The sequence below is a fragment of the Acinetobacter sp. AOR41_HL genome (assembly GCF_027854645.1).
Taxonomy (GTDB): domain Bacteria; phylum Pseudomonadota; class Gammaproteobacteria; order Pseudomonadales; family Moraxellaceae; genus Acinetobacter; species Acinetobacter nosocomialis.
The window spans coordinates 38,557-63,785 of the sequence record NZ_JAKTHZ010000025.1 but is presented as its reverse complement, the minus strand read 5'-3'; the positions used below and the strand labels follow the sequence as shown (position 1 = coordinate 63,785).

The following is a 25,229-nucleotide window of genomic DNA, read 5'->3' as shown; positions in this document are numbered from 1 at the left end:
TTACTGATCTGATCGGTTAATTTTGTATATCTTGAAAGTTGTCATATAATACAGCACTTTTTTAAAAACTGTTCCTACTAACTAATTTTTATCGAGGAAGCCATGCAAGTAACGACTGAAGCGGTTTCGGGCGTTGCCCGTCGTTTAAATGTTTCTGTACCGACGAGCCGTATTAACGAGCAATTTGAAGCTCGTTTGAAGCGCACTGCCAAAACTGTGAAGATCAACGGCTTCCGTCCGGGCAAAGTACCTGCAAACGTTGTTCGTCGCGAATACGGTGCAAGTATTTATCAAGAAGTTGTGAATGACATCATTCGTGACAGCGTATTTGAAGCAATTCAACAAGAAAAAATCAATGCGGTAGGTATGCCGAACATTGAGAAAGTTGAACATAAAGAAGATGCTTTAGTTTTTGAAGCGACTGTAGAAGTTTATCCTGAAGTTGAAGTAAAAGCATTTGACGGCTTAGAAGTTGAACGTAAAACAGCTGAAATTAAAGATGCTGACGTCGACACTATGATCGAAAACTTGCAAAAACAACGTCAAACTTGGGCTGTGACCAAGGGTATGGCGAAAAAAGATATGCAAGTGACTTTTGACTTCGAAGGTTCTATCGACGGTGAGAAGTTCGAAGGCGGTTCTGCTGAAGACTTTAAACTTGTGTTAGGTTCAGGTCGTATGATTCCTGGCTTCGAAGACGGCATCATTGGTATGAAAGCTGGTGAAGAGAAAGTAATTGATGTGACTTTCCCTGAAGACTACCAAGCTGAAAACTTGGCTGGTAAAGCAGCTCAATTCAAAATCACTGTGAAGCAAGTTGAAAAACCTAAACTTCCAGAGATTGATGCTGAATTCTTAAAAATCTTCGGTGTTACTGAAGAAGAAGGCATTGAAAAATTAAAAGCTGACGTTCGTAAAAACATGGAACGTGAAGTTCGCAATGGTTTACGTAACCAAGTTAAACAAGCGGCATTTGATGCTCTTGTTGCTGCGAACGAAGTTGAAGTTCCAGCTGCAATGGTTGCTCAAGAAATTGACCGTCAACGTCAACAAATGGTTCAACAGTTCACTCAACAATTTGGTGGCGCTGGTGCTCAATCTTTTGACAAGAGTATGCTTCCTGACGAATTGTTCAAAGAACAAGCAGAGCGTTCTGTTAAACTTGGTGTATTAGTAAGCAAAGTATTAGCTGATGCTAAACTTGAAGTTGACCAATCACGTGTTGATGCTTACATCGACGACATGGCTTCTTCTTATGAAGATCCAACTGAAGTGATCGAATACTTCAAAAATGATGCTCAACAACGTGCTCAAATCGAAGCTGTTGTATTAGAAGATCAAGTTGTTGATCACATCTTAGCTGCTGCTAAAGTGACTGACAAAGCAGTATCTTACGAAGATTTATTGAAAGAACAACAAGCTCGCCGTATGGGCTAATCTTTTGAGAAGTCAGGAAAAGGCGCTTTAGGCGCCTTTTTCATTTTTTAGGTATGTGGTTAATTTGAGTACGTCATTAAGTACTTAGGTATAAATAATATAATATTTCAGTGCGAACCTTTTGCAATTTGAGAAATTATCCCGCATATTGTTGCCATAGGTTAAGTCACAAAAAATTTAGGAATAAATAACGTATGTATGTTCCAACAATTGAAAATGCTTTAGTTCCTGTTGTGGTTGAACAATCTTCTCGCGGCGAACGTTCTTTTGATATTTATTCACGACTTTTACGTGAGCGCGTCATTTTTCTAACTGGTGAAGTTGAAGACAACATGGCAAATTTGATTGTTGCTCAAATGTTGTTCTTAGAAGCTGAAAACCCGGATAAAGATATCCATCTTTATATTAACTCGCCTGGTGGTTCAGTCACTGCTGGTATGGCGATTTATGACACGATGCAATTTATCAAACCTGATGTAGTGACATACTGTATGGGGCAGGCTGCATCTATGGGTGCATTCTTATTAAATGCTGGTGCTAAAGGTAAGCGCTATTGCCTTGAAAATGCACGTGTAATGATTCACCAACCATTAGGTGGATTCCGTGGTCAGGCATCAGACATTGAAATTCATGCACGTGAAATTCTATTTATTAAAGAACGCTTGAATCGTTTGATGGCAGAACACAGTGGTCAAGACTATGACACGATTGCTCGTGATACTGATCGTGATAACTTTATGACTGCACAAGCAGCAAAAGAATATGGCTTAGTCGATCAGGTATTAAGTAAGCGTCCATAAGGGGAGTTTTTAAGTGGCTTGAGTTGTTAGAAAACGCCTCCATATAGTCATTTAACCCTATCGCTTGCCCTCATATTTAAGATTCTATTTGTGGAGAGAATATGTCCGAACATCCTCAAGGACAAAAACATTGTTCATTTTGCGGTAAAACGCAGTCTGAAGTCGGGAAACTGATTGCGGGCGAGGACGCATATATTTGTAATGAGTGTGTAGATGTCTGCTTAGACCTTGTACAAACCAGCCAACAGGTTGAAGCAGGTGACTGGGCGAGCAAGGCATTGCCAAAACCACATGAAATACGTGCTGCGCTTGATCAATATGTGATTGGTCAGGATCTTGCCAAAAAGACATTATCTGTTGCCGTTTATAACCATTATAAGCGTTTGAAAGTCGGGCAATCTGGTCATGTGTCTAAAGATGTGGAAATTGCTAAAAGTAACATTCTACTGATTGGACCTACCGGTTCAGGTAAAACATTACTTGCTCAAACATTGGCTCGTTTGTTAGATGTTCCATTTGCGATGGCAGATGCGACCACTTTAACTGAAGCGGGTTATGTCGGCGAAGACGTTGAAAATATTGTACAAAAGCTTTTGCAAAAAGCAGATTACGATGTAGAAAAAGCTCAAAAGGGCATTATCTATATCGATGAAATCGACAAGATTACACGTAAATCTGAAAATCCTTCGATTACGCGTGACGTTTCTGGTGAAGGTGTACAACAAGCATTGCTTAAGATGATTGAAGGTACTGTAGCTTCAATTCCACCACAAGGTGGACGTAAACATCCGCAGCAAGAGTTCATTCAAATTGATACCTCAAATATCTTATTTATTTGTGGTGGTGCATTTGCTGGACTGGAAAAAATTGTACAACAACGCCAAGAGAAAGGCGGAATTGGCTTTACAGCTGACGTGAAGAAAAAAGATGAAAGCAAGAAAATTGCTGAACTGTTCCGTCAAGTTGAGCCAACTGACTTAGTGAAATTTGGTTTGATCCCAGAATTTATTGGTCGTTTACCAGTTATTGCAACGCTTGAAGAGCTTGATGAAGAAGCATTAATGCAAATTTTGACAGAACCAAAAAATGCATTAACTCGTCAATACCAATACTTGTTCAATATGGAAAATGTTGACCTTGTATTTGAAGATTCAGCTTTACGTGCAGTTGCTAAGCGAGCGCTTGAGCGTAATACCGGAGCTCGTGGTCTACGTTCGATTTTGGAAAATGTTTTACTTGAAACAATGTATGACTTACCAAGTCGTACAGATGTAGGAACAGTTTTCATTAATGAAGCAGTGATTAATGGTGAAGCTGAGCCTGTTTACAAGCCAGAACGCCAGCCTAAAGAAGCAGCAACTCATGAAAGTGTTGCTAAGGCAGATTTAAAAGTAATTGATTCGAAGTCTGCTTAGATTTCATTCATCTAAAAAGCATGAATCGCGCTCGTGATTCATGCTTTTTTTGTTTTCAATTCATGTAGGTGGTGTTAATCTAAAAAAACAAAATACGCATAGTTTTGCGATATAGAAAAATCAAAAGAAAACGCTTTGAGGGATGTCATGCGTTATTTAATTATTGCATTAAGTTGTACCGCATTACTTGTGGGTTGCCAAAGTTCATCACACTTAGCAAAAAATTCAGGTGAGCTGACTGCGACTTTACCGAAAGTTGATGTAGATAAAGCACCTGGGGTGTTTGATCAATACCATGTCGGTGGCTTTAGCATGGGTGGGTGGGTAAATCAGAAACTAGGTCAGACATTTGTACCGATTAAACCGCAAAATGAACATGCGGCAGTTGTCTATCTGTATCGGCCAGATACTAAATGGAACCGTCAGGAAATTGCAGCCATCAATTTGTTTGTAAATGGCAAGCGAATTCCAAGTTTATTGCATAACCACTATTACTGGATTGAACTGCCAGCAGGAAGTTATCGTATTTCTGCAAGTCGTCCTTTATTAGGTATTCATTTCCAAGAACCCAAATATATTGATATTACGGTCGATGCAGGAACATCTTATTATTTAAAATACGATGAAGAAAATAAAATGGACCGTGGTGAACACACTGGCCCGTTTATGTTAATGCAAGATAATATCGGTCGTAGAGAAATTGCATTTACCGAGCTTAAATCTTCTAGCTATAATTTTGTTGCTGAAGATGCTTCAGGAAAAATACGTCATAAACCACAAGAGCTAAAACCAGCCAAATATGACGAAAAGTCAGATGTTCATCTGATTAAACCATTTAAATTATGGAATCCTTTAACGTGGTAATGGGTTGCAAAAGATAAAGAAAAGTTAAGACTTTTCTTTATCTTTCATCAATGGGGCAATAATTTTAAGCATCTCTTCTTGCATATGATCACGTGCTTTAGGGTCATTAAAAGTTTGTTGTCCCAGCTCCATCATATATTCTGAAATTTGCCCCATAATCTGTACGTTTTTACGCGTAATCGATTGGCCTTCTGGGGTTTTTAAAAATTTTAAATTTGCCTGAACTTCTTCTTCAGTATATGTCTTTAAATAAATATCTTGTAGGGCTTGCGTAGTTTTTGGGCTACTAATGAGCTGGTTACTCGAATCTTTTAAAAGTAAGCCTAACTTTTTTGCGGCCTCTTTTTCTTTCGGGCCTAAAGTTTTGATGCCCGTAATATTAGTAATGATCTGCTCAGCTTGTTGATCATAATAAGGTGTTAATTCATTAATTGATTCTTTCAGTAAATAATCAATTTGGCTCATTTGCATGAGTTCTTTGACTGAACTTAATTTGGCAGGAGAAGCAAATAAGCTTGTCGTAATACAGCTTAGGCAGAGGCTGATTGAGAGATTTTTGAGAATAGGGCGGATAGTCATGAAATGACCTATATGCAATATATGGCGGGGGTTATTTATTAATAACACAGATTGGTGAATCAATTGTTACAATTCTTTTCAATTTCCAAAAAAAATTATAAGGCATAAAAAAAGCACCGAATTCGGTGCTTTTCTTTATTAGCCTGCTGCGGCATCGATTACTGGAATTTTACCAATTTTCGCTTGCCAGATTTTTGGAGCCACTGCGTGAATTGAAGTACCGTTTACATCAACTGCTACAGATACAGGCATGTCTTCAACTACGAATTTGTAGATTGCTTCCATACCTAAGTCTGCAAATGCTACAACTTCAGCTTCACGAACAGCTTTAGATACGAGGTAAGCCGCACCACCAACTGCCATCAGGTAAGTTGCTTTATTGTCTTTGATTGCTTCAATTGCTGCTGGACCACGGTCAGCTTTACCAATCATACCGAATAAACCAGTATGCTCGAGTACTTTACGTGTGAATTTGTCCATACGTGTTGCAGTTGTAGGACCAGCAGGACCAACGACTTCATCACCCACTGGATCAACAGGGCCAACGTAGTAAATAAATTTACCTTTAAGATCAACTGGTAATTCTTCACCATTGTCGATCATTTCAACCATACGTTTGTGCGCAGCGTCACGACCTGTGTACATTGTACCGCTAAGAAGTAATGTGTCACCTGGTTTCCAAGAATCCATTTCTTCTTGAGTAATGGTATCAAGGTTTACGCGCTTAGATTGTGAAGAGTCCCAAGTGACTGAAGGGTAGTCTTCAAGTTTTGGTGCTTGAATATGAGCTACACCTGAACCATCAAGCTGGAAGTGAGCATGACGAGTCGCAGCACAGTTAGGAATCATACCCACTGGTTTACCAGCAGCATGACATGGATAATCTTTGATTTTAATATCAAGAACAGTCGTTAAACCGCCAAGACCTTGAGCACCAATACCAAGAGCATTTACTTTTTCAAAGATTTCGATACGAAGTTCTTCGATTTTGTTCTCTGGCCCACGGCGAAGTAATTCGTCCATGTTGATTTCTTCCATGAGCGCTTCTTTCGCAAGCATCATGGCTTTTTCAGCAGTACCACCAATACCGATACCGAGCATACCAGGAGGACACCAGCCTGCACCCATAGTCGGAACAGTTTTAAGTACCCAGTCAACAATCGAGTCAGATGGGTTAAGCATTGCAAGCTTAGATTTGTTTTCTGAACCACCACCTTTCGCAGCAACAGTAATATCTACCTTGTTACCCGGTACGAGTTTGTAGTGAATAACAGCAGGGGTGTTGTCTTTTGTATTTTTACGACCAAATGCAGGGTCAGCAAGTACAGATGCACGAAGAACGTTACTGTTTTCAAGGTAGCCTTGGCGAACACCTTCGTTTACTGCATCGTCTAAGCTCATTGTTAAATCAAATTTAACATCTAAGCCCACTTCAAGGAAAACGTTAACAATACCAGTATCTTGGCAAATTGGGCGATGACCTTCCGCACACATGCGAGAGTTAATTAAAATCTGTGCAATTGCATCCTTTGCAGCTTTGTTTTCTTCGCGATCATAAGCACGGCTCATCGCTTGGATAAAGTCTTGCGGGTGATAGTACGAAATAAACTGTAGGGCGTCCTTGATTGATGTAATCAAGTCATCTTGTTTGATAATCGTTGTCATACCAGAAAATCTCTTGAGCGGGCTGTTAGCTAGCGGGCTAAATTATATGACAAAAACACAAACTTGTGGGGGATTGGTTGATCTTTTGACCGAAAGTCGAATAGGACTAGTGCTAAGTGTTTTAAAACTAAGAATAACCAAAAGGGAATGTTGTTATTTAAGAATAAAAAAAGCCATTTGAGCGGATATCAAATGGCGAGAGGTAGAAAAGATTAAATGATATTAATTATTTCGCAGCAGCCTGTTGTTCAGCCTGAATTGCTGTTAAGGCAATAGTAAAGACAATATCATCTACTAAAGCACCACGAGACAAGTCATTGACTGGCTTGTTTAGACCTTGCAGCATTGGTCCAACGCTGACTACATTTGCTGCACGTTGTACTGCTTTATAGGTCGTGTTACCTGTATTTAAGTCAGGGAAAATAAATACATTGGCACGGCCAGCTACAGGTGAATTCGGTGCCTTTTGGCGTCCGACACTTTCAACGGAAGCTGCATCATATTGGAGTGGACCGTCAATTAGTAAATCAGGACGGCGTTGCTGTGCAATTTGAGTCGCTTGTTGTACTTTTTCAACATCCGCACCTGTTCCAGACGTACCAGTTGAATAGCTGATCATGGCAATACGTGGGTCAATTCCAAACGCTTTTGCAGAGTCAGCAGACTGAATCGCAATTTCAGCAAGCTGGTCGGCTGTAGGGTCTGGGTTAATTGCACAGTCACCGTAAACATATACTTCATCTGGTAAAAGCATAAAGAATATGGACGAAACTAAAGAGTAAGAAGGTGCGGTTTTAATCAGCTGAAAAGCAGGGCGCACGGTGTTAGCCGTGGTGTGAACTGCACCTGAAACCAAACCATCTACATGATCTAGCGCCAGCATCATGGTGCCAAGAACTACGGTGTCTTGTAATTGATCTTTGGCTTGTAACTCATTGAGTTTGCCTTTGCGGAGTTCAACCATAGGTGCAACATATTGATTACGAATGCTGTCCGGATCAATAATTTCCAAGTCTGCTGGTAATTCAATACCGCGTGCCTTTGCAACGTCTTGTACCGCATCTGGCTTAGCTAACAAAATACAATGCGCAATACCACGAGCCTGACATATAACAGCAGCTTCAATAGTACGTGGTTCATCGCCTTCAGGTAGGACAATCCGTTTTTTGGCTGCAATCGATTTTTGTACCAGTTCGTGACGGAATGCAGAAGGAGAAAGACGTGGTGTTGCTCCATTATTACTGTGCTGTTTAAGCCATTCGACATCGATATGACTTGAAACAAAACGAGTCACTTGCTCGGCACGCTCAGTGTCATCGGTTGGAATTTCATTACCAAAATCGGATAAACGCTGTGCTGTTTCCAGCGTGTTTAAACGGGTATGTAAAATTGGCAACCCTTGTTTGATGGCACTATGGCAGAACTCTAAAAGCTCAGGAGCAGGGGCTTCACGTTCAGTCAACACCAAGCCTGCCAGTGGAATACCATTACTGGTTGCTAAACTACTTGCAAGTAATACATCGGTACGTTCAGATGCACTAATAATCAGCTCACCTGCAATGAATTTATTAAGTTCATATTCAATACTTGAGGCAATTAAACTTGAGTGCAAAATACGACGTGTTTTCGCTTCGCCTTGATGTACCCATTGACCATCAATCACGTTCGCGATGTCTAAAGTTCTAGGTACACTTAAGGTATTACTAAATGGGACTAAACCAATAATTGGTAAATCGTTTGATCCAAAGTAGCGATTGTATTTTTGCAGTTCTGTCGTAAATTTTGCGATGTCTTCAGTTGGACGTAACGACGGATCAAATGCGACAGGTATTTGAGCTGTTTCTTCAGACAACCCGCGTGTACGCATAAAGAGTACGCCGGCTGTTCGGTTAGAGGTTGCACCACCAAACTGCCGTAAGTGAGCTTCAACTTTCTCTGCTGTTTTACGTGGGTTTTGAATATCTGCTGTACTGACTAAAACCACTTCAGCATCGAGAGCTTGAGCAAGGCTCGCATTCAGCTCACTAGCAAAATGATCTTGCCCATTTGGCAATAAGCCTTCAACAATAATCACATTATTGTCTGCTGCAATACTGCGATGAAGACTTACCGCTTCTTCAAGTAGTTCATCGACTTCACCTGATGCAATGCGTTGGGTTAGTTTTTCATGAGAAATGGATTGAACAGTTTTACCTTGAAATAAATGGCCAAATAAAGAGGTGGTCCGGTCTAAATTTTCTTGATCTACCTGAGAAAATGGTTTTAAAAAGCCTGCTTTAATCCCATTACAATCAAGTGCATAAATCATACCTAAGCAGGCAGAGGTTAAACCAACCCCTTCACCTGTAGGAATTAATAAAATTGTATTCATATAAACCTATAAATAAATGAATAACGTTCTTTGACTTCTGTAATTAAGCAAGGCTAACTTCAGGAGATGTGTTTTGTGAAACGTCTACAACCTGACGAGTTTCTTTGGCAATACGGCCTTCTTCATCGGTTGGAATAACCCAAATTTGTGGACCTGTACCGCTATCGATACGGCCTTCTGTACCACGTTTTAAATTGTTATTTTGATCTTTATCGAGCTGTAAACCGAAGTGAGGTAAATAAGCTAGAGTTTTTTCACGAATATAAGCAGAGTTCTCACCGATACCACCTGTGAAGATCAGACCATCAATACTTGGTAAACCACAACTTAAGGCAGCAAGTGATTTTGCAAGGCGATAGCTAAATACCTCTATTGCAAGACGAGCATCCTCGTTGCCGTTTTCAGAAGCTTCAATCACTGTACGCATATCGTTAGAAAGTTGTGATAAGCCAAGTAATCCACTTTCGTTATTTAAAACTTTGTCTATTTTCGCTAAGTCCCAGCCAAGGTTTTTTGCAAGGAAGCTGTGTAAGCTTGGGTCGACATCACCACTACGGGTTCCCATTACAACGCCTTCAAGCGGAGTAAGGCCCATAGAAGTATCAACACTTTGTCCATTCCATACTGCACAAGTCGAGCTACCATTGCCCAAGTGTGCTGTTAGCCAACCACCTTTTTGGAAATTTCCAGCCAGTTCACTGCCGCGGTCAGACACATAAGCATGGCTTGTGCCGTGGAAGCCATAGCGGCGAACGTTATGGTCTGTATATAAAAATTTCGGAATTGCATAACGGTATGCATGCGCAGGCATGGTTTGGTGAAATGCGGTGTCAAATACGGCAACTTGAGGCAATTCAGGAAATAGGCGCATTGTTGCTTCAATCCCAATTAAGTGAGCAGGGTTATGAAGCGGGGCAAGAGGCGTGGCTGCACGAATACGTTCTATAATTTCAGGGGTGAGTAATTCAGCTTTAGTAAGACTTCCACCATGTACGACACGATGACCGATTGCTTGAGGTTTATAGTTTGCAAGACGTGCAAGTAAGGTTTCTAAAGCTTTGGCGTGGTCAGCATAGGGAATTGAAAGCTCTAGCGGTTCTCCACCGACTGTAATTCCTTTAATACGAGCATCAGCTGCCCCTAAGTTTTCTGCTAAACCATAAATACGATCTTCACGACGCTCTGAAACCAGTGCGTATTTAATAGATGAAGAACCGCAATTAATAACTAATACTGATGTAGCCACGTTGAAATACCCAAGTCCTGATTTAAAAATAGTTTTCCTAACTTCCTGATCAAAAGGCATTAATTGCAATATGCACTAAGAGCAGGTTGTGATGTTTTAACATGTGTTGTTTTTCTGTCCAAGATAGACTTTAGCCCATTAGACTTAAGCACTATCGACCATTAAATTTTTTATAACTAATATTTGTTCAGTATAAAGCTTAATCACTGTATTCATTTATTTTTTGTAGATGAATTAAACAGTTTTTTGTATATATTTATGAAGAGTAAATTTGTATTTAATGTAATTTTCAACTATTTGGTATAAATTTTTTAAGAAAAAGAAGTGATGTTATTTTAATCAATCTCGATGAATATATTACAAATAATATACGTAAATGAAATTAAGATTTAATCGTTTATATATAGGTTAAAATGAATAAATCATAAACATTTTTATTATAAAATTTAGTATAAAAAAACTGTGTTAATACATTTATAAAGATATTTTATTACTTTGATATTATGAGAATTTTCTCATAGTTATTAGAGGCTAATATACCGGTAAATATAGTCAAAAATAAAACCAGCTTCTTGTTTAAAACTTAAACATAATTTGTATTTAATACTCATGCTCAGGTATTACCGTAAAGTTGTCTAGGGCTTGCATGTCGCTTTTTGCCTTAATAATATTGTTCCTCCCCCTTATCAAATGATGATGAAATATATCATTTGGTCTATTTTTATTGTTCCGGCTTATCCGGTTGTACAGGAGCGTCCAGCATGGACTTGCCGAATCCAATATTGGCAAAAGTTACCGAACGTGTAATTGCGCGTAGCCAAAAAACTCGTTCTGCATATTTACAACGTATTGAACATGCTCAAGGCAAATTTCCAGCTCGTGGAGCACTTTCATGTGCCAATCTGGCTCATGGATTTGCCGGCATGGAAGATAATGAAAAATTAATTATTAAAGTGGGGCGTGAACCAAATATTGGTATTGTGTCTTCTTATAATGAAATGCTTTCGGCACATGCCCCATATAAAACATTCCCTGACATTATAAAAACAGCTGCTCGCGAAAATGGCGGCGTTGCACAGTTTGCTGGTGGTGTACCGGCAATGTGTGATGGTATTACTCAAGGTAATGCCGGTATGGAATTGTCATTGTTTTCACGTGAAACAATTGCAATGAGTACAGCGATTGCACTTTCTCATAATATGTTTGACGCTGCATTGTGTCTCGGGGTATGCGATAAGATTGTGCCAGGCTTGCTAATTGGTGCTTTACAGTTTGGTTATCTACCAACTATTTTTGTACCCGCAGGTCCAATGAGCAGCGGTTTATCGAATGATGATAAAGCTAAAATCCGCCAGCAATTCGCTACAGGCCAAGTAGGTCGCGATGCCTTACTTGAAGCTGAGTCGGCTGCATATCATGGGCAGGGCACATGTACATTCTATGGTACTGCCAATAGTAACCAAATGTTGATGGAAGTGATGGGTTTACATTTGCCAAGTGCTGCATTTGTTCATCCTCACACACCACTACGTGACGCGCTTACTGCCGAAGCTGCTAAGCGTGTACTCGACCTAACTGCTGAGCGTGGTAACTATACGCCGATTGGTCATGTTATTGATGAAAAAGCCATTATCAATGGCATTGTAGCTTTACTGGCTACAGGCGGTTCAACCAACCATACCTTACATCTTATTGCGATTGCACGTGCGGCTGGCATCTTAATTGACTGGGATGACTTTGATGAGTTGTCTGCTGTTGTTCCATTGCTCGCAAAAATCTATCCAAATGGTAAAGCCGATGTAAACCATTTCCAAGCAGCGGGTGGGGTGGCATTCCTTATTCGTAACTTACTTGAGGCTGGTTTACTACATAACGATGTGACGACAGTCGCTGGTAAAGGTTTACAGCACTACACTAAAGAACCGAAATTGATTGACGGTCAGCTCACTTGGGTTGACGGTGTGGTTCAAAGCCTTGATGACAAAGTACTCCGTAGTATTGATGCGCCGTTTCAGCCAGATGGTGGCTTGCGCTTAATGCAAGGTCGCCTTGGCCGTGGTGTTATTAAAATTTCTGCGGTTGCGCCAGAGCACCGTAAAGTGAAAGCACCAGCAATCGTATTTGACTCGCAAGAAGCGGTACAAGCGGCGTTTGATCGTGGTGAATTACACCGAGACTTTATTGCGGTGGTTCGTTTCCAAGGTGCTCGTGCGAATGGTATGCCTGAATTACACCGTTTAACGCCTGTGTTGGGTGTTTTACAGGATCAAGGTTTTCATGTTGCATTAGTGACTGATGGCCGTATGTCTGGTGCTTCAGGCAAAGTACCGGCAGTCATTCATTTGTCTCCAGAAGCGTTATTAAACGGTCCGATTGGAAAAGTTCAAACCGGAGATATGTTAATCATTGATGCTGAAGCTGGCGTACTCGATATTGAGTTAGATGAACAAACTTGGCAGTCACGCCCTGTTGCACAGCCAGAACATCAGGCTGAAAACGAAGTCGGTTTTGGACGTGAATTATTTGGTGTATTCCGTGTAGCAGCAGCGCCTGCTGAGCATGGTGCATCTGTGTTTGGTGCACTTGTTGGCGAAGAGCCACAAGCGCATATTTGAGACGAAGGAATTACAAAGTAATGAGCAAGATTGAAGATGTTGTCAAATTAGGCCCAGTAATTCCAGTGTTGGCTTTTGATTCTGCTGAACAAGGTGAGCATGTATCACGTGCGTTGCATGCTGGTGGTGTAAAAGTACTGGAAATTACTTTACGTACCGCTGCTGGTTTGGCTGCTATTGAGCGAGCGTCTCAGTTAGCAGATGACATTGTGGTGGGCGTAGGAACGATTACTAAGCCTGAGCATTGTGCTCAAGCTAAAAAAGCAGGCGCTAAATTCGGGGTATCTCCGGGTTTGACTAAGGACTTGCATCTGGCTGCGCAAGATGCGGGCTTGCCTCTTTTACCAGGGGTAATGACACCGAGTGATCTTATTCAAGCGATTGAATTGGGTTACGACATTGTGAAGTTTTTCCCTGCTCAACAGGCTGGTGGTGTAGAGATGCTAAAAGCATTTTATGGCCCATTTCCAAACTTACGTTTTTGTCCTACAGGTGGAATTACAGCCGAGTCAGCTCCAGATTTCTTGAAGCAACCTAATGTCGTGTGTGTAGGCGGGTCATGGTTAACACCTAAGCCCGTTGTCGCTGCACAAGATTGGGCTGAAATTACCCGTTTAGCCCAAATTGCAAGTCAGTTGTGAGTTTTACGAAAGTAATTGTGGTTTGAAAATCTAAAGTGTCTTTTAGGTGCTTTAGATTTTTTGTGATGCGGTGACTGGCGGATGCCAGTCATACAAAATATAAAAAATGAGTGCTTCAACAATGAGTATATCTCTGGTTGAAGAGCTTCGTTTGGGCAGTATGCCTAGATAGCATTATTCCAAGGAGAAAGTGTCACATGGAGACCGTTCAGGGTGGCATGTTGCTTATCTATACTTTAATCGCGATTGTTGCTTTGATTGTTATGATCGCGAAGTTTAGAATTTACCCCTTTTTAGTTCTTATTATTGTTTCTCTCGGTTTAGCTCTTGCAGTTGGCATGCCAATGGACGGGATCGTTAAATCATATGAGGCTGGTACCGGTAAAACATTAGGTCACCTTGCGATTGTGATTGCGCTAGGAACCATGCTTGGCAAGATGATGGCCGAGTCAGGTGGTGCAGAACGAATAGCAATCACTTTAATTAAATGGTTTGGTGAAAAACATATTCACTGGGCCATGATGTTCATTGCATTAATTGTGGGGCTTCCCGTATTTTTCGAAGTCGGTTTTGTACTTCTAATTCCAATTGCCTTCAACATTGCTAAACGCACAGGTAAATCATTGTTGGTTGTAGGTTTACCTATGGTTGCAGGTTTATCGGTCGTACACGGGTTGATTCCACCACATCCAGCAGCTTTGCTCGCGGTGCAGGCTTACCACGCCGACATCGGTAAAACTATTATGTACAGTTTGTTGGTTGGTGTCCCGACAGCGGTTGTTGCAGGTCCATTGTATGCATTATGGATCAACAAATATGTCAAATTGCCTGAAAACAATCCTTTAGCAAAGCAGTTTGTTGAAGCAGATGCTAACAAGACACGTGAATTACCAAGTTTTGGTATTACCTTATTTACGATCATGCTGCCAGTTGCATTGATGCTAGTTGGTAGTTGGGCAGATGTTTTCTTTGCTCCAAAAACTTTTCCAAATGAGTTATTACGCTTTATTGGTACTTCTGATATTGCATTACTTATTGCTGTTTTGGTCAGCTTTATTACTTTCGGCACCATGCAGGGTTTCAACCGTGAACAAATTGAAAAGTTCTGTGGTGGGTGCTTGGCTTCAATTGCCGGTATTTTGTTGATTGTTGGTGCTGGTGGCGGTTTTGGCGGTATTTTAAGAGACAGTGGAATTTCTAATGAAATTGTATCTACTGCCTTAAAAGCAAACCTTTCACCATTGTTGTTAGGATGGCTTGTTGCAGCTCTTATACGCTTGGCGACAGGTTCGGCTACTGTTGCGATGGCTACGGCTTGTAGCATTGTTGCACCTATTGCGGCGGCGGCAGGTGTAGTTGTTAGACCTGAACTTTTAGTATTAGCAACAGGTTCAGGATCATTAATTTTCTCGCATGTAAACGATGCTGGTTTCTGGCTAATCAAAGAATATTTTGGAATGACAGTTGGGCAGACACTGAAGACTTGGTCTGTACTGGAAACAATTATTTCAGTACTTGGTTTGTCTTTCACATTGTTGCTTAGCGCTGTTTTGTAATTAGAGGTAGGTAATCCATGATTGTGATAGCTATGGGTGTCTGTGGAACAGGGAAAACCCTCATTGGTGAGTTGTTATCAGAGCGTTTGGCTTGTGAGTTTCTTGATGGCGATACGCTTCATTCCGCTGCAAATAAAAGCAAGATGAGCCAAGGTATTCCTTTAACTGATGAAGATCGCTTGCCATGGTTGCAAGCCATTCGTCAGGCAATTGAAACAAAACAAAGAGATGGTGAAACAGCTGTGTTTACATGCTCATCTTTAAAGCGGATGTATCGCGATATTTTAAGAGGGCAGGACCAGAATGTTAAGTTTGTATATCTAAAAGGTTCTTTTGAACTATTACAGCAAAGACTTGCAGAAAGATCTGGTCATTTTTTTGATCCATCATTGTTACAAACTCAACTAGATACATTAGAAGAACCTGATGTGAATGAGGCAATAGCAATTGATATTGCTCTCACACCAGAACAGATCATTGAACAAGTCATCCAGAAGCTAGGGGTGACTGATAGTGTGTGTCGGGGGTAAATTCATCTAGAAAATATCGAAACTATCACAGCCTTAAGATATTCACCTTGCATCTACGGTTCAAGCAAGGTGAGTACTGATAATAATAGTAGTATTGACCCGAATAAGACCTGATTACAGTGAAAGCTCGGTAGATATAAAAAGATATACAAAGAATAAGGTACTAAGAAGAATGAATCAGTTAAATAATTTACAGCATAAATTTCCAGTAGTGGACAGTATTCCTGAAAGTGTACGTCTGCCATCTCAAATTCATCAACGTGTCTCACTGGTGGACGGTGAGTTGAAGCTATGGGCTGGTCCAACCAAGAAAACATTATCTCCGATCTGGATTCAGCAGTCTGACGGTAGCCTACAGCAAGTTGAACTTGGTAGTTATCCAGTCATGGGCGAAAAAGAAAGTGATGAAGCTCTGGAAGCGGCAGTACGGGCTTACAACAATGGTCGCGGCGAATGGCCAATGATGAAAGTTGGTGAGCGCATCGCTTGTATGCAGAATTTCATTCAGCGCATGGTAGAGCAACGAGATCTGATTATTAAGCTGATCATGTGGGAAATTGGCAAGAGCTTGGCTGACTCAGAGAAAGAGTTTGATCGTACTATTACCTATATGCGTCAAACCATTGATGCTTTAAAAGATCTGGATAATGCTAACTCTCGCTTTGTAATTGCTGAAGGTACTATTGGTCAAATTCGTCGTACTCCATTAGGTGTTGTGTTGTGTATGGGACCATACAACTACCCACTGAATGAAACCTTCGCAACCCTAATCCCAGCTATGCTAATGGGTAATACCATTATTTTTAAACCACCTCAATTTGGAACTTTACTATTTGAACCATTGCTAGAGGCATTCCGAGATTCATTTCCAAAAGGCGTAATCAATACTATCTATGCACCAGGTTCTCTGGTAGTGCCTCACTTATTAGCGTCAGGGCAAATTAATGTACTGGCACTGATTGGTTCTAGTAAAGTGGCTGATCATTTGAAAAAGCAACATCCAAAATCCCATCGTCTGCGTGCGATTTTGGGGTTGGATGCGAAGAATGCAGCTATCATTTTGCCGGATGCTGACTTAGACCTGACAGTGAAAGAATGTCTACTGGGTGCATTGTCATTCAATGGTCAGCGTTGTACTGCTTTGAAAATGCTCATGGTACACCGCTCAATAGCCGATGAATTTGTTAATCGTTTAACGACTGAGCTGGCTAAACTGAAAGTAGGTATGCCGTGGGAAAAAGGTGTCTCTATTACGCCGCTACCAGGTATGCACCGTACCGCCTACATGACTGAAGTGATTGAAGATGCTGTGGCAAAAGGGGCTAAAGTGGTTATTCCGGAAGGTGGTGAATTCTGCAAAACCATGTTCTATCCAGCTGTCGTTTATCCAGTGACTGAGGGGATGAGACTATATCGCGAAGAACAGTTTGGGCCAGTGGTACCAGTTGCTGTTTATGATGATATTGAAACTGTATTGGATTATGTCACTACTTCTGATCATGGTCAGCAGGTGAGTATCTTTGGTAGTGACCCAGCGCAAATTGGTCATTTGGTCGATACACTGGTACATCAAGTTTGTCGTGTAAACATCAACTGTCAATGTCAGCGTGGCCCTGATGTATTCCCATTTGGTGGTCGTAAAGATTCTGCAGAAGGTACGCTGTCTGTGCATGATGCGCTTCGTGCATTCTCGATCCGCTCTATGATTGCGGCTAAACAGACTGATGACAGTAAAGGTATGCTGGCTTCTATGGTGTCTGAGCACTATTCGAAGTTTGTGAATACCGACTTTATTTTCTAATTGATATACGATTAAAAAAACCAGCCTTCGGGCTGGCTTTTTTATGGGAAATAACAAAATAAAAACGCCTGATATGGATCAGGCGTTTTTATTTAAATAAGGGATTTATTGACGAATTTGACCGTCACCTAACACAATCCATTTTTGAGAAGTTAAACCTTCTAAGCCAACAGGGCCGCGTGCATGGATTTTATCAGTTGAGATACCAATCTCAGCACCTAAACCATATTCAAAGCCATCAGCAAAACGAGTTGAGGCATTAACTACGACTGAACTTGAATCTACACGAGCCAAGAACTGACGAGCTAAAGTATAGTTTTCAGTCACAATTGCATCGGTATGATGCGAACCATATTTATTGATATGGTCAATTGCTTCATCAATCCCGCTAACCACTTTAATTGCAAGAATTGGTCCTAAATATTCGGTATACCAGTCTTCTTCTGTTGCAGGTTTGACAGTCGTACCCAAAATACGACGTGTTTCTGGACAGCCACGTAACTCAACTTGTTTTTCAGCATAAAGTTCAGCAATGCGTGGTAAGAAAACATCTGCAATTTTTTCATCAACAAGCAGTGTTTCCATCGCATTACAAACACCGTAACGATGAGTTTTGGCATTTAAAGTAATCGGTAATGCTTTTTGCAAGTCTGCTTGTGCTTCTACAAACACGTGGCAGTTACCATCAAGATGCTTAATCACAGGAATACGGGCTTCGTTGGTTACGCGCTCAATTAAGCTTTTACCACCGCGTGGAACAATGACATCTACATACTCAGCCATGGTAATGAGGTGACCAACTGCCGCACGGTCAGAAGTTTCAATCACTTGTACTGAGTGCTCAGGTAAACCAGCAACTTTTAAACCATGTTTAACTGCTTCTGCGATTGCTTTGTTTGACTCAAGTGCTTCTGAACCACCACGTAAAATAATGGCATTGCCCGATTTAATTGCTAAAGATGCAGCTTCAAGTGTGACGTTTGGGCGTGATTCATAAATCATACCTACTACACCCAAAGGCACACGCATTTTCCCAATTTGAATACCTGTGGGGCGATATGCAAGATCCGTAATTTCCCCAATTGGATCGACGAGAGCGATCACATCTTTTAAACCTTGCAACATCCCTTTAAAACGTGCGGGCGTAAGTTCAAGACGATCAAGTAAGGCACTGTCAAGTTGGTTACTACGGCCTTTTTCCATGTCGAGTTGATTCGCCGCCAAAATCGCTGCCTGATTATTTTCTAAAGCAGTGTAAATAGCAGAGAGTGCATGATTTTTAAGCGAAGTCGAAGCACTTGTTAAGACACGTGAAGCCTCACGTGCTTGTTGCCCGACTTTTTGCATATATTGTTCAATTGAATCTTGCATAGCAGTTTTTAATCATTTACCAATGACTACGATAGTAGCAGTCAAATGCGGAACAATGAATGGCTTTTTTTGAAAAATGTGACCGCTATAAAAAAACATTTAAATATTTTGCAAACTATTCGTGGCTTAAACAAGATGAGCGGTCATTTCAGCGATTGCGTATATTTCAGACAATTGTTTAGAATGGACTTGTGCAATACAAACTAATACAAATTTTAAAGATTTGTGCATAAAAGATTACATGTTCAAGAAGGAACTCTTGCAGCATAAAAAAATTACAGCAAGGAGGAAGCAAGGATATGAATTCCATTATTCAAATGGATTCGGAGATAAACCAAGCTTATGCCGGTTTTGGGTTTTTCGATATCTACCATAGAGATAGTTTTAAACAGCCAGCTCGTACGACATGGATTGACGGTTGGAAAATTGAATACATGGCGATTGCAGACCCAAAAACCATTCACAAAACACCGATTGTGATTGTTGGTGGTGCTTTTCAAAATTTTAACTCTTATAAATATTGTGTTGAGCAACTGTTTGAAAGTGGCCCGGTCATTTTAATCGACTTGCCATCTATGGGCGCAAATCAACAAATTACCAATCGAGATACCGGAATTTCTGCTGGAACATTAGAACTACCTGATTTGTCCGCAATGTTAGGTCGCTGGTTAGATATTGTGGGAATTCAAAAAGTTTCTGTAATGGGAATGTCGTTGGGTTCAGTTGTTGCTTCATGTTTTGCTTATCATCGTCCAGATTTGATGGACCGTATGATTTTAATGGGTGTTATGCAAAAGACCCGTAAAAGCTGGCGGATGATTCTGGAAGAGTCGCTCAAACTCATGCAAGAAAATCGTATGGAAGAGTTTGGGCAAGCGGTAATTTTATATTTGGTGAATCATGCCAAATTAGATAAAACACGTATGTCTCCTACAGCTAAAAAATTATTTTTTAGGCAAATGGCAGAGTTTACAGGTACTGAACGAGAGCGTTATGAAATTAACTGTAATCGCCTTTTGCGTTTAACAGATGTACCTATTCCAGAATGTAAGACACTGGTCGCAGCAGGGCAGTACGATAGTTTTACTTTGCCTCATGAAAATGCCAATTTTGCTTTACAATGTCCGAATATGGAATTTGCTCTGATTGCTAACGCCGACCATGTGCCGCAGCTCCAGCGCCGTAAAGAAACTATGAGTTTGTTCACTTCATTTTTGAAGGGTGAATCTATCCAAAATCTGGATGGCATTATTCCAATGACGCGTGAGCAAATGCAAAACATGGAACGCCGAGGTGAAGAGCGTATACCAGTTCTCCAGCCTAAAACGAAACTGAGCCACCGTGAATGTGAAACAGAGGTGCCAGTGACGATTGTTGATGTGACTTTCTTTGGGATGTATTTGAAGTTAGAGGATGTAGCACAGCTTGAGTTTGTAAATGAACACCCACGTGATTTGGCTTTACATTTAGAAGATGAAGAGGGCGCTTTTTCGATTGAGTGTTTAATCTTTGAAGCTACTGAACAAGGAGTTCGTGCCTTATTTAAACATGGTAGTTTTGAGCTTGCTGACCGTTTAAGCCGCTTCATTGCTCGCCAGAAACAAGCAGCTTAGCGTTTAACTCTTTTATGATTTGGAAGCCTCAAAACTCACGAGGCTTCCTTTTTTTATTTTAATTGAGCATGGATAGTCCAGACTAAGTCACCTAAATGCTCTTCATCGCTGTCTTTAGCAACTTGTCCAAAGAATATTTGCGGTTGTTCAACGTTAACTTGACTAAAGCCTGCATCTTTAAAAAAGTCTTTCACCTCTAGTGGTGTCTTAAAATGGAAACTAAATGAGCTTCGAGACATAAGTTTAAGTAATTTACTACTGTTCCAGATAATACTTGCGAGTTTGTTCTTAACGGGTTCAGGATACAGGTCGGTTAAATAATGAAGCTTTTTAAAAGAAGCACCATAGTGGGCAATGGATTGGATCAGTTGCTTTAATAAATCTTTATCAAAATAGTTAATTAAACCTTCACTGATGATAACCAATGGACGGCTAGGGTCAAACACTTCAAACGCTTGAGCAAAGGCTTCGGTAAATAAATCGACTGATAAAACCTCGGGTGCATTTTTTTCAATTTGTTGTAATGCATTTTGTTTTATTTGAGCCATATCAGGCAAATCAAGCTCTCGATAGCTAATGGAAGGGTAATGCTGCCTAAACCACCAGCCACGTGGTGATAAACCACAAGCGATTTCAAGCACCTGTAAATCAGAATTTTCTTGAATTAACTTCTCTAAATCATGATCAAGCATGGTATGGCGCTGTTTAAGCGTCGTGCGCATACTGCCACCGACATATTTCTCTGCCCAGGATTCTAATGGGTGAACTAAATATGCCAAAGATTTGCCTTTACTCGTAGCAAGTGCTTCGTGTGAGATCCCCATTTGATACCAGATATAACCCGTATAGTGAGCTGTAAAAGAAATGTGGCGGTGTTTTGAAAGGTGTTGTGTCATTCGTCCTGAACTCGATTTATTGTTTTTGTGTGATCTTCATTATTAATAACAATGAAGAGGTTCTAATGCATTGATGGTGAATGAACCTGCATGACGGAGTCCTGTCAATTAGGTTGGCATTCTGGGATGAACTTTCAGTTGGAGTTACTTTTCTTTCGGGAAAAGTAACCAAAACCATTGTCATACGCAAAACCTGTTCACTTTCTGCATCTATCAAATATATTGAAGCAATCAATATCCTTCAGCAGATGAGCAGGTTGCGTATGACTTAACCGCGTATCAGATAGTGAATAGGTTTTTGTAGCCAATTAAAATTTTTACTAACTTAAATCGAATTCTTAAACTCTTCAATGGCTGTTTTGACAGCTTGCCATTCATTTCCAAGCGATAAAGTTTCACCCACTTGGATTTGTGGTATTCGACCACGCATACGTTCTAAACGCTCTTGATTTGGTAGTTCTAAGTTTGCAATACCATCGAGTGCTGTACATGCTGCACTACGGTCATTACACACTAGCCCCATATCACAACCAGCTGCCAGAGCTGCTTGAATACGCGCATCTGCACCTCCAGCGACACAAGCAGCTTGCATGCTTAAGTCATCAGAGAAAAGTACACCATTAAACTTCAAACGATTACGAAGGACTTCTTGAATCCAGAAAGGTGAGAAACCTGCCGGATTTGGGTCAACCTTGTCGTAAATTACATGTGCAGGCATGAGCGCATCGAGCTCAGGCATAAGCTTAATGAAGCTTTGCATATCATGGTTGTAAATTTCGTCATAGCTACGGCTGTCAATTGCGGCTGCGACATGTGAATCGGCTTTGACCGAACCGTGACCCGGGAAGTGCTTACCAGTATTTGCCATGCCGGCTTTTTTCATGCCGCGCATAAATGCACCAGCAAGCGGAGCAATATCCTCAATATTTTTAGAGAAGCCACGGTCACCAATCACATCACTAATCGAATTGAGGTCTAGAACCGGTGCAAAACTAAAATCGATCCCCACAGCTAAGACTTCAGTTGCCATTAACCAGCCACACTGTTCGGCCAGTTCTAGAGCCTTTTGTGGTTGAGTAATATAGAGTTCGCCAAAGCGGCCCATGGCTGGCAATAGCGTAAAGCCAGATTTTAAACGTTGAACACGGCCACCTTCTTGGTCAACGGCAATTAAAATATCTGGGCGAATATGGCGCATATGGTCGGTTAAAGCACGGACTTGTTGTGGTGATTCAATATTTCGTGCAAATAAAATCATGCCACCGACTTGCGGAGCTTGTAATAGTTCAATATCTTCTTTAGTAAGTTCTGTGCCGGCAATGTCCAGCATCAACGCGCCAATCATATTGGTTCCATTTGAATTTTGATTGAAAAACAATAAGCGAATTTTGCAATGATTTGCTACATTTTGTCAGTACAGAATATGATAAAACTACACGGTATAAACAATTTAGTTGGTTAAGATGTTGAATCTGCTTAGTTCATATCGAAAACAGAGCGTGTAAGATACGAACACCCAAGGAAGTATTAAGAATTTATGAAACTTCAAACTATAGCTTGTGCAGTAGCAATCGCGACTGGCGGTTTATTCTTCTCTCATACGATGAACGAAGCAAGAGCAGCAACCAATACAGCTGCTGTTTCTCAATCGATCCAGCCAACGCAAGAGCAGGCCTTGGTGGCTCGTCAACTGGCAACTTTAGTTGATCGCCAACATTATTTAAATATGCGTTTGGATGCGAATACATCTAACCGTATTCTCGATATGTATTTAGATAGCCTTGATCCAGACCATTCATTATTTTTAGACGCTGAAGTTCAAAATTATAAAAAGCTCTATGGTTCAAATTTTGGTGCTTCATTAAAAGCGGGGAATTTAACTGGACCGTTTGCTATTCACCAGCAATATCGTGAACGCTTAAAACAATTTTATGAGTTCATGCTTGCTGAGTTAAAGAAACCACAAAATTTAAAACAGCCAAATACCTTTATTGAAGTAGATCGCGAAAAAGCACCGTATTTTAAAACATCGGCTGAGCAGCAAAATCACTGGCGTAAAATGTTAGTTTCGCAGTTAATTAATTTAACGATTAGCCGTGAAGAAGAGCAGGCGAAACAAAAGGCATTAAAAGAAAATCCATCACTTGCTGATGGTCAAGACTTAACAGGCCCAGAAGATTTAACACCGGCTCAGACTTTGACCAAGCGTTATACACGTCAGCTTGAAAGAATTAGCCGTGTGAAAAGCGACGATGTTTTAGATAAAACATTAAATGCAATGTTGGCGACTTATGATCCACATAGTAACTATTATCCGCCAATTGATGCGATAGAACTGAACCGCCAAACGACCTTGCAACTTGAAGGTATTGGGGTATCGATTCGTCCAGAGCGTGGCAATGAAGATTACACCAAGATTGAAACCATTGTAGAAGGTGGTCCGGCAAGTAAGTCTGGTCAAGTGAAATCAGGAGACCGAATCGTTGGTGTCGCTCAAGAGGGCGGTAAAATGATTGATGTGGTCGGCTGGTCGAGTTCAGAAATTGTTGGGTTGATCCGTGGTAAACGTGGCACAAAAGTAACGCTGAAACTTCTTGGTGCTGGTGCGTCAATGAGTCAGGCACGCAATGTGACCTTGGTGCGTGATGTCATTCAAGAAGAAGATGCGGGCGTCCGTTCACGTACAGTTGAAGTAACACGTGATGGTAAAAAACATCTATTAGGTGTCATTGAAATTCCATCGTTCTATTTTGACTATCGTTCACGTCGTGCTGGTCAGCAATATCGTTCAGTTTCTGAAGACACTGCAAATGCGTTTGAGGCATTAAAAGCTAAGAAAGTCGAAGGTATTATTATTGACTTGCGTAATGACCCAGGTGGTTCATTAGAAGAAGTTGCACGTATGCTTGGGCAGGTAATTAAGTCAGGTCCGGTTGTGCAAATTCGTGACGGCAATGGCAATGTAAGTGTATTTGAAGACAACGATGGTGGTCAGCAAATCTATACAGGTCCACTCGCTGTATTGGTAAACTTGGCATCGGCATCTGCAAGTGAAATTTACTCTGCTGCAATTCAAGATTATGAGCGTGGCATTATCATTGGTAGTACAACCACAGGTAAAGGTACAGCTCAGGTCCAACTCGATACTTTGGCATATGGTCAAGCAACCTTAACTCAGCGTAAATTCTACCGTGTTACCGGTGGTAGTACGCAAAACAAAGGTGTAGTGCCAGATATTAAGCTTGTTGATATCTATAACGAAGAGTTTGGTGAGCGTAAATCGAAAAATGCGTTAAAGTGGGATACGATTCCAACTGCACCATTTAAACGTGAAGGTTCTGTTCAGCCATATGTGGCGAAGTTGTCTCAACTTTCAGAGCAACGTGTAGCAGTCGATCCGCAGTTTAAATATTTAAATAAACGTACGGCAATCGCAAAGGTGACTAGCGATCAGAAACAAGTTGTTCTTGATATTGATAAGCGCCGTGCAGAGCTTCTGAGTTTAGAAAAGCAAACTTTAGATGCTGAAAATGAACGCCGTGTAGCGACAGGTCAAAAACCTTTTGCTAACTGGGAAAGCTATCAGGCTTCCTTAGATGCATTGGCTGAATCTCGTGCCAAAATGAAAGCCAACCAACGTCCTGCATTACCAGAAGAAGAAACATTTGTGAATGAAGCAGCAAATGTACTTATGGATTATGCAAAATTGCAGAACCGTTAAGTTCTTTGTCTGTTTATAAAAAAGCACGCTGTTCTCAGCGTGCTTTTTTAATTTTTCATGTCAGTAAACTGTCATGCATTTATCATCAAAGTGTCAAGAAAGCTGCTT

18 protein-coding genes are annotated in these 25,229 nt (G+C 40.8%); 11 read left to right on the top strand and 7 right to left on the bottom strand.

What is annotated here, in order from left to right; all coding sequences use genetic code 11:
• The first annotated feature begins 102 nt into the window (after window positions 1–102).
• The 4 genes from tig (at window position 103) to MKL35_RS10055 (ending at window position 4,516) form a co-directional block, all read left to right on the top strand.
• Window positions 103–1,437 (top strand): trigger factor, encoded by a 1,335-nt coding sequence (gene tig / locus MKL35_RS10070; protein ID WP_002053278.1) that lies wholly within the window; start codon window positions 103–105, stop codon window positions 1,435–1,437.
• Between the two features lie 194 nt (window positions 1,438–1,631).
• Window positions 1,632–2,237 (top strand): ATP-dependent Clp endopeptidase proteolytic subunit ClpP, encoded by a 606-nt coding sequence (gene clpP / locus MKL35_RS10065; protein WP_000289452.1) that lies wholly within the window; start codon window positions 1,632–1,634, stop codon window positions 2,235–2,237.
• A 101-nt stretch (window positions 2,238–2,338) separates the two neighbouring features.
• Complete coding sequence (clpX, locus tag MKL35_RS10060) at window positions 2,339–3,652, top strand: ATP-dependent Clp protease ATP-binding subunit ClpX (RefSeq protein ID WP_004710673.1); 1,314 nt, start codon at window positions 2,339–2,341, stop codon at window positions 3,650–3,652.
• 147 nt (window positions 3,653–3,799) lie between these two features.
• Window positions 3,800–4,516, top strand: a complete 717-nt coding sequence (locus MKL35_RS10055; protein ID WP_004710672.1) for a DUF2846 domain-containing protein — start codon at window positions 3,800–3,802, stop codon at window positions 4,514–4,516.
• A 24-nt stretch (window positions 4,517–4,540) separates the two neighbouring features.
• Here the strand turns inward: MKL35_RS10055 and MKL35_RS10050 are convergent, their stop codons facing one another.
• The 4 genes from MKL35_RS10050 to MKL35_RS10035 form a co-directional block, all read right to left on the bottom strand.
• Window positions 4,541–5,095 carry a DUF2059 domain-containing protein gene (locus tag MKL35_RS10050; protein WP_004710671.1) on the bottom strand — a complete coding sequence of 185 codons (555 nt, stop codon included), beginning with the start codon at window positions 5,093–5,095 and terminating at the stop codon, window positions 4,541–4,543.
• A 138-nt stretch (window positions 5,096–5,233) separates the two neighbouring features.
• Window positions 5,234–6,760: a fumarate hydratase gene (locus MKL35_RS10045; RefSeq protein WP_002053445.1), complete on the bottom strand. Its 1,527-nt coding sequence runs from the start codon at window positions 6,758–6,760 to the stop codon at window positions 5,234–5,236.
• A 226-nt stretch (window positions 6,761–6,986) separates the two neighbouring features.
• The gene (pta, locus tag MKL35_RS10040) at window positions 6,987–9,131 is read right to left on the bottom strand and encodes a phosphate acetyltransferase (protein ID WP_106479670.1); all 2,145 of its coding nucleotides are present in this window, start codon (window positions 9,129–9,131) and stop codon (window positions 6,987–6,989) included.
• A 43-nt stretch (window positions 9,132–9,174) separates the two neighbouring features.
• Window positions 9,175–10,377, bottom strand: a complete 1,203-nt coding sequence (locus tag MKL35_RS10035) for an acetate/propionate family kinase (RefSeq protein ID WP_032009841.1) — start codon at window positions 10,375–10,377, stop codon at window positions 9,175–9,177.
• Window positions 10,378–11,138: 761 nt separating this feature from the next.
• On the opposite strand from MKL35_RS10035, the gene edd reads away from it, so the two are divergent.
• From edd to MKL35_RS10010, 5 genes are all read left to right on the top strand, one after another.
• Window positions 11,139–12,992, top strand: a complete 1,854-nt coding sequence (gene edd, locus MKL35_RS10030; protein ID WP_032009840.1) for a phosphogluconate dehydratase — start codon at window positions 11,139–11,141, stop codon at window positions 12,990–12,992.
• 20 nt (window positions 12,993–13,012) lie between these two features.
• Window positions 13,013–13,633, top strand: a complete 621-nt coding sequence (gene eda / locus MKL35_RS10025) for a bifunctional 4-hydroxy-2-oxoglutarate aldolase/2-dehydro-3-deoxy-phosphogluconate aldolase (protein WP_002053427.1) — start codon at window positions 13,013–13,015, stop codon at window positions 13,631–13,633.
• Window positions 13,634–13,830: 197 nt separating this feature from the next.
• Window positions 13,831–15,189, top strand: a complete 1,359-nt coding sequence (locus MKL35_RS10020) for a GntT/GntP/DsdX family permease (protein WP_002053229.1) — start codon at window positions 13,831–13,833, stop codon at window positions 15,187–15,189.
• Window positions 15,190–15,206: 17 nt separating this feature from the next.
• On the top strand, window positions 15,207–15,719 hold the full coding sequence (locus MKL35_RS10015) for a gluconokinase (protein ID WP_004710666.1): 513 nt from the start codon (window positions 15,207–15,209) through the stop codon (window positions 15,717–15,719).
• A 172-nt stretch (window positions 15,720–15,891) separates the two neighbouring features.
• A complete protein-coding gene (locus MKL35_RS10010) occupies window positions 15,892–17,520 on the top strand; it encodes an NADP-dependent glyceraldehyde-3-phosphate dehydrogenase (RefSeq protein WP_270913527.1) in 1,629 nt (542 codons plus the stop codon).
• 105 nt (window positions 17,521–17,625) lie between these two features.
• Here MKL35_RS10010 and MKL35_RS10005 read toward each other — a convergent pair whose 3' ends face one another.
• Window positions 17,626–18,891, bottom strand: coding sequence for a glutamate-5-semialdehyde dehydrogenase (locus MKL35_RS10005; RefSeq protein WP_002053346.1), 1,266 nt, complete (start codon window positions 18,889–18,891; stop codon window positions 17,626–17,628).
• Window positions 18,892–19,190: 299 nt separating this feature from the next.
• Here MKL35_RS10005 and MKL35_RS10000 point away from each other — a divergent pair, with 299 nt between their 5' ends.
• Window positions 19,191–20,504: an alpha/beta fold hydrolase gene (locus tag MKL35_RS10000; protein ID WP_032009838.1), complete on the top strand. Its 1,314-nt coding sequence runs from the start codon at window positions 19,191–19,193 to the stop codon at window positions 20,502–20,504.
• A gap of 53 nt (window positions 20,505–20,557) precedes the next feature.
• Here the strand turns inward: MKL35_RS10000 and MKL35_RS09995 are convergent, their stop codons facing one another.
• Entirely contained in the window at window positions 20,558–21,400 is an 843-nt protein-coding gene (locus MKL35_RS09995; protein WP_032009837.1) for a class I SAM-dependent methyltransferase, read from the bottom strand.
• A gap of 325 nt (window positions 21,401–21,725) precedes the next feature.
• The gene (gene nagZ / locus MKL35_RS09990; protein WP_032009836.1) at window positions 21,726–22,745 is read right to left on the bottom strand and encodes a beta-N-acetylhexosaminidase; all 1,020 of its coding nucleotides are present in this window, start codon (window positions 22,743–22,745) and stop codon (window positions 21,726–21,728) included.
• Between the two features lie 192 nt (window positions 22,746–22,937).
• On the opposite strand from nagZ, the gene MKL35_RS09985 reads away from it, so the two are divergent.
• Window positions 22,938–25,121, top strand: coding sequence for a carboxy terminal-processing peptidase (locus tag MKL35_RS09985; protein ID WP_004710662.1), 2,184 nt, complete (start codon window positions 22,938–22,940; stop codon window positions 25,119–25,121).
• The last annotated feature ends 108 nt before the right edge of the window (window positions 25,122–25,229 follow it).

Excerpts from the sequence above, each read along its gene's own strand:
- MKL35_RS10000 (WP_032009838.1), top strand. The coding sequence starts at position 19,191 with ATGAATTCCATTATTCAAATGGATTCGGAGATAAACCAAGCTTATGCC.
- MKL35_RS10050 (WP_004710671.1), bottom strand. The coding sequence starts at position 5,095 with ATGACTATCCGCCCTATTCTCAAAAATCTCTCAATCAGCCTCTGCCTA.
- MKL35_RS10010 (WP_270913527.1), top strand. The coding sequence starts at position 15,892 with ATGAATCAGTTAAATAATTTACAGCATAAATTTCCAGTAGTGGACAGT.
- MKL35_RS10005 (WP_002053346.1), bottom strand. The coding sequence starts at position 18,891 with ATGCAAGATTCAATTGAACAATATATGCAAAAAGTCGGGCAACAAGCA.
- clpX (WP_004710673.1), top strand. The coding sequence starts at position 2,339 with ATGTCCGAACATCCTCAAGGACAAAAACATTGTTCATTTTGCGGTAAA.
- MKL35_RS10055 (WP_004710672.1), top strand. The coding sequence starts at position 3,800 with ATGCGTTATTTAATTATTGCATTAAGTTGTACCGCATTACTTGTGGGT.
- eda (WP_002053427.1), top strand. The coding sequence starts at position 13,013 with ATGAGCAAGATTGAAGATGTTGTCAAATTAGGCCCAGTAATTCCAGTG.
- MKL35_RS10045 (WP_002053445.1), bottom strand. The coding sequence starts at position 6,760 with ATGACAACGATTATCAAACAAGATGACTTGATTACATCAATCAAGGAC.
- edd (WP_032009840.1), top strand. The coding sequence starts at position 11,139 with ATGGACTTGCCGAATCCAATATTGGCAAAAGTTACCGAACGTGTAATT.
- nagZ (WP_032009836.1), bottom strand. The coding sequence starts at position 22,745 with ATGATTGGCGCGTTGATGCTGGACATTGCCGGCACAGAACTTACTAAA.
- clpP (WP_000289452.1), top strand. The coding sequence starts at position 1,632 with ATGTATGTTCCAACAATTGAAAATGCTTTAGTTCCTGTTGTGGTTGAA.
- MKL35_RS10020 (WP_002053229.1), top strand. The coding sequence starts at position 13,831 with ATGGAGACCGTTCAGGGTGGCATGTTGCTTATCTATACTTTAATCGCG.
- pta (WP_106479670.1), bottom strand. The coding sequence starts at position 9,131 with ATGAATACAATTTTATTAATTCCTACAGGTGAAGGGGTTGGTTTAACC.
- tig (WP_002053278.1), top strand. The coding sequence starts at position 103 with ATGCAAGTAACGACTGAAGCGGTTTCGGGCGTTGCCCGTCGTTTAAAT.
- MKL35_RS09985 (WP_004710662.1), top strand. The coding sequence starts at position 22,938 with ATGAAACTTCAAACTATAGCTTGTGCAGTAGCAATCGCGACTGGCGGT.
- MKL35_RS10015 (WP_004710666.1), top strand. The coding sequence starts at position 15,207 with ATGATTGTGATAGCTATGGGTGTCTGTGGAACAGGGAAAACCCTCATT.
- MKL35_RS09995 (WP_032009837.1), bottom strand. The coding sequence starts at position 21,400 with ATGACACAACACCTTTCAAAACACCGCCACATTTCTTTTACAGCTCAC.